The organism is Companilactobacillus paralimentarius DSM 13238 = JCM 10415, from assembly GCF_001434985.1.
Lineage (GTDB): Bacteria > Bacillota > Bacilli > Lactobacillales > Lactobacillaceae > Companilactobacillus > Companilactobacillus paralimentarius.
Window position 1 is genome coordinate 1 of the sequence record NZ_AZES01000133.1, and the last position, 3,496, is coordinate 3,496.

The 3,496-nt window shown below is 35.3% G+C and carries 3 protein-coding genes and 2 pseudogenes; 1 reads left to right on the plus strand and 4 read right to left on the minus strand.

The window, feature by feature from the left end; genetic code table 11:
- Window positions 1-136 precede the first annotated feature (136 nt).
- The 3 genes and pseudogenes from FD33_RS10825 to FD33_RS10835 all read right to left on the minus strand — a co-directional run.
- On the minus strand, window positions 137-1,228 hold the full coding sequence (locus FD33_RS10825; protein WP_056955971.1) for an LCP family glycopolymer transferase: 1,092 nt from the start codon (window positions 1,226-1,228) through the stop codon (window positions 137-139).
- A gap of 126 nt (window positions 1,229-1,354) precedes the next feature.
- Window positions 1,355-1,855 carry an MATE family efflux transporter gene (locus FD33_RS10830; RefSeq protein WP_235806959.1) on the minus strand — a complete coding sequence of 167 codons (501 nt, stop codon included), beginning with the start codon at window positions 1,853-1,855 and terminating at the stop codon, window positions 1,355-1,357.
- 92 nt (window positions 1,856-1,947) lie between these two features.
- Window positions 1,948-2,178 (minus strand): annotated as a pseudogene (locus tag FD33_RS10835) (sugar transferase); the annotation flags it as partial.
- On the opposite strand from FD33_RS10835, the pseudogene FD33_RS10840 reads away from it, so the two are divergent.
- Window positions 2,175-2,932, plus strand: a pseudogene (locus FD33_RS10840) (IS30 family transposase); the annotation flags it as partial. The pseudogenes FD33_RS10835 and FD33_RS10840 sit on opposite strands and share 4 nt — an antisense overlap.
- A 16-nt stretch (window positions 2,933-2,948) precedes the next feature.
- On the opposite strand, the gene FD33_RS10845 reads toward FD33_RS10840, so the two are convergent.
- On the minus strand, window positions 2,949-3,496 hold a 548-nt coding region (locus FD33_RS10845), incomplete at its 5' end, for a tyrosine-protein phosphatase (RefSeq protein WP_056955972.1).

A 3,496-nucleotide genomic window follows, 5' to 3' on the forward strand; every position in this document is an offset into this window, starting at 1 on the left:
ACTTGGATTCAATTTATTTTGTCCAAGTGGCTAACTTGTTATTGAAATTTTCGGAAATATTTTAAACACGATCATATGTAAACATATCAAATAAATAAAAGATTCAGATCATAAACGATCTGAATCTTTTATTTAATTAATACCCTGAATTAGAATATCCACTATTTCCTGTGCCAGAACTACTATTTGCTCCCGTAGTTGAACGTTGTGAACCAATATTATTAATATCTTGTACAGACTTAGTAGTTGATGAACTTTGCGTAGAAGGCTTAAATTGAATATTACCTGTCTTAGCATGTGGCAAATCTAAATTCTCACGAATAAAGTTTGTAACTCGTTGTAATTCAGATTCTTTCATAACTTCCATACTTTGTTTAGCAACTTCTTCCCCATTACCCTGCAAATGAGTTTCTGAAGTATGTTTTCTAACTGAATTATAGTCCTTAGCAATTGTGGTTAATTCATCGAATGTCAAATCAGTTTGTGTTTGATCAGATAATGAGTTAATAAAGCTTTGATTTAATAACGTAGACACTGAACTGCTCTTATGTACTAAAGCAGTAAGTACAGCTCGTTGACGAGTTTGACGTCCATAATCGCCTTGTGGATCATCATAACGCATACGTGAATATGCTAAAGCTTTCTTACCATTCATATGAGTCTTTTCACCTTTTGTAAATGAAAATCCTTCATACTTAAAGCTTAAAGTTGGTGTTACATCAACACCATTAGCTTGATTAATAACCTTTTCCATACCACCCATATTAATAAGTGCGTAAAAATCAATTGGAATATTCAAAAGTTTTTGAACGGTTTTAATTGCTGTCTTAGTTTGACCGTAAGAATATGCCGCATTAATTTTAGCTGGTGAAACCGACTTATAACCAGGTATATTGACAGCAGTATCACGTGGAATACTTGTTACTGTTGTTTTGTTTTCACTTGGATTTAATGTAATTACCATCATACTATCCGTACGACCTTTGTAATCACGTCCCAACGCACCGGTATCAGTTCCCATTAGAAGAATTGAAATTGGCTTCTTATTCTTTAATTGCCCACTCACATTACGTTCTTTAGTCACACCAGATGGCGTGAAAGAATTATTAACTGAATTTTTAACACTACGATATTTAGTCATGCCATAAGCTGCTCCACCCAAAACTATCAATAAAATAACTGATAGAAAAACGTTTCTCAACGCATGCTTTTTTCGACGATGCTGCATAATAAACTCCTCCATACTATTTCTTCATATAAAATCTTTTCCCTAATATTTCCCTCGTTCCAAGAACAATCTTACCGCTAATTAATAATTAGTAAATATACACATGTTTTTCATAAGAAAATATAATTAATGTCGTATTTTCAAAATGCTTAATAGATATTTGAAATCAGACGAATTTAATAACATCGACAATATGACGTATACTCCTCCTCCAACTAATATCTGGATACATAATATACCAAAGGTACTAGAAATCCCTTGATAAAGTAATCCAACAATATGAACACTGAAAAACATAATCAGGGACATAATTGCATTAGGTATGCAATCTTTACCTAGTTCATAGAAAGAATAACCAAATAATTTTTTATTGGCAGAAACATTCGTTAATATTGCTAAAACGCCAACAAGAATATCACTTGAAGCCATTGCATACGGACCAAACGGAATACTTGAAATAATTGTAATAAATCCAATTCCTTTTTTAATAATATTAAGCCTTAAATATATATTACTCTTCCCCACAGCCAATATTGCCTGAAGATTAACTATATTAATTGGATATAGCGCCAAAAATATACATGCAATTTGCATATATGGAACAGCCGGTAACCACTTATCAGTCAACATCCAACTGACCAAATTATGAGATGCCCTCCGCTAGAACCTACTAAACATATTTTCATTGAATATTCCTTCCATAAATCAATCTGCTTATCTTAGTATGCACCGTTAGGTTTAATAAAAACCGCAACGGTTTTTATCAATACGCTTAAGTCAAGCATGATACTTCGCTTATTTATATAGCTCAAATCCAATTCAACCATTTCTGAAAATCCTACATCATTACGTCCACTAATTTGCCATAAGCCTGTGCATCCAGGTTTTACCGCCAATCTCTGCTTATCATACTCTGTATATTCTGCAACTTCGCGAGGCAATGGTGGCCTTAGGCGGCGCCAAAGCTACGATTAGCTATGAGTTGGACCGGGTTAAACCTTATGATCCAGAATTAGCTCAGCAAGATGCGGATCGCAAAAGGCGGAATTGCGGTCGTCGTTCGATGCTGACGGCAGCATTAGCGACTTTAATTACCAATCACTTACGATTAACCTGGTCACCAGAAACCATTGCGGCCGCTTATAACTTGAGCACTGCGTCAATTTATAATTGGCTTAATCGTGGGAAATTTACAAGTGGGACTTCCATCGAACAACGGCCAACAACTGTTAATCAACGGTTAGATTTTGGTCATTGGGAAGTAGATACGGTGCTTTCTAGTCGAAGTGAGTCACGATCATGTCTGGTTACATTCGTAGAACGTAAGACCCGACTTCTATGGGCCATCAAAGCCCCTAATAGAACGGCTAAGGCTCTAAACACCGCCTTTGGCAAGTTTATGGGGGCCTTCGGTCCCCAAGTAAAATCCATTACTGTTGATCATGGTAAAGAGTTTGCCAATTATCAGGCCTTAGAACAGGATTATCAGATCAAAGTTTATTTTTGCCATCCATATTCACCATGGGAGCGAGGTTCCAATGAATATTTTAATAGACGGTTACGCTGGTTCTTCCCGAAAAAGACCAATTTTAGCCAAGTACGACTGATGAGATCCTAGCAGCACTTGAACTAATTAATCAACGACCATTAAAAATACATCATCAACAGACTGCCATTGAAAGATTCCGGGCTTGTTTGGATTAAACTTGTAATTTGCCTATTAAAATAACCAAAATTTTTTCTTTTTCTTAGATAACGTTGAAATCTTAACAAAGTCTGTATCACCAATGTCATCACCATTGATGATATTTCTTGCATTAAGATTAAATAATTGAGCTTTGCGAAGTCCCTCTTCTTTTTCTAACTTCTCAAAGGCTTCTTTCATTAAATACCTACGTCCCTTAAAATTATGGGCATCCGATGAAAAAATAAATCCTAAATTGGCTTTAATAATTTCTTCAGTAAGTGTTTGGACCTTCTTACCAAAAACACCAAGATAACTACTACTTGTCAATTGTGTTAAACATCCCATTTTAACGAAATCATATAATTTATCAGGATCTTCCTGAATTCCATGATTACGCTCTGGATGGGCAATAACCGGCGTTATGCCACGGGTAGTTAAATCAAAAATCATATCCGCTGTATACTCAGGAATACCATCATGTGGCATCTCTAACAATATATAACGATTAGTTTCATCCATGAACAGAATATCATCTTTAGCAATGGCATCCATTAGTTCCCCTGTTAGATGAACTTCTTGAC